This is a genomic window from Thermobacillus xylanilyticus (genome assembly GCF_907165215.1).
GTDB classification, from domain to species: Bacteria; Bacillota; Bacilli; order Paenibacillales; family Paenibacillaceae; genus Thermobacillus; species Thermobacillus xylanilyticus.
Map to the genome: position 1 here is coordinate 1 of NZ_CAJRAY010000003.1, position 1,542 is coordinate 1,542.

The window sequence follows — 1,542 nt, forward strand, 5'->3', positions numbered from 1 at the left end:
CTTTGGGGTTCGCGTTCCAAGCATCTTAAATGACTGCCCACGCTAGCTTGACACTGACGTTTGCTGCGCATTGGTTGAATAAATATTCTTCATGTTGTATATTTATTGAAAAGACTTACTGCGGATCATGCCGCGGGGAGGATCGGGACGTGGAGAAACCTGACATTGTCATTGCAAACCTCGGATATCCGAGAATCGGAGAACGGCTGGAAGGCATCTCGGCGCTGGAAGCGTACCGGGCGGGGAACATCGGCGAACGGGAGCTGGAGGAACGGCTGATGGCGGTCCGGCTCGCCCGCCTGCTGAAACAGCAGGAAGCCGGCGTCGACTGGATTCCGGTCGGCGACTTCGCGCTGTACGATCACGTGCTGGATCACAGCATCGCATTCGGCCTCGTGCCGGAGCGGTTCGCGGAGGCGGCCGCGCGCGGACCGGCGGCGCTCGCCTTCGCCATGGCCGAAGGCGCGCCGGGGGCGGCGGCCTGCCGGACGAAGCCGTGGTACGGCACGCCGTACCAATACATCGTGCCGGAACCGGCGGCGTTCACGGCGCCGCGCCTCGTCCGCAATCCGTGGGCCGAGGCGTTCCGCGAGGCGCGCGCGCATCTTCAGGCGCTGCCCGTGCCGGTCATGATCGGCCCCTATACGTTCGCGAAACTGGCGGAAGGGCTCCCGCCGGAAGAGGCGCTCGAACGGATCGCGCCGGTGTACGCGCAGGCGCTGCGCGGACTGCATGAGGCCGGCGCGGCCTGGGTGCAGCTCGAGGAACCGGAGCTCGCCCGGGCCGTGCCGCCGCGGCATTGGCCGCTCATCGAGCGGACCTACCGGGCGCTGCACGACGCGGCGCCGCCGCTCCGCCTGATGCTGCAGCTCACGTTCGGTCTGCCGGACGAATGCGCGCGGCTGCTTGAGCTGCCCGTCGCCGGCATCGGCCTCGACTTCGCGGCGGACGGGGGCCGCGCGCTTGAGGCCGTGGCGAAGCACGGCTTCCCGGCCGCCCGGGTGCTCGGCGTCGGCATCGTCGACGGCCGGAGTGTCTGGCGGTCCGACCTCACGGCGGCATGCGCGCTGCTCGAGAACCTGCGGCGCCTCATCCCGCAGGTTCGGCTGGCGCTGCAGCCGTCCTGCAGCCTGCTGCATGCGCCGGTGGCGCTCGGGCCCGGGACGCCGCCGCGCGGGCTGCCCCGCCACGCGCTGGCGTTCGCCGACGAGAAGCTCGGCGAACTGCGCGTGCTGCGCACCGCGCTCACCGAGGGACGGGATGCCGTCAAGCTCGACCTGACGGACAGCGACGTGCTGCAAGACATGCTCCGCGTCCTGCTGCCCGCGGCCGTGCCGGACGGCGGCGTGCCGGTGGAGCACGCCTGGGTGCAGGCCTGCGGTCCCGCGTGCATCCGGCCCGCCATCAGCGGCAAGCCGGCGGCCTTGGCTGCGGGCCGCAGGCATGCGGCCGCGGGCATGGCGTCGGGCACCGCATAAACGCCGTTTCCGGCATGGCATGCAACAACGGCCGCCCTGCCCGCGCCTTGCGGGCAGGGCGGCC

Annotated in this window: 1 protein-coding gene; it reads left to right on the top strand. The window is 70.4% G+C overall.

What is annotated here, in order from left to right; genetic code table 11:
- Positions 1 to 149: 149 nt before the first annotated feature.
- Complete coding sequence (locus tag KJQ12_RS00920) at positions 150 to 1,478, top strand: hypothetical protein (protein ID WP_213483103.1); 1,329 nt, start codon at positions 150 to 152, stop codon at positions 1,476 to 1,478.
- Positions 1,479 to 1,542 lie beyond the last annotated feature (64 nt).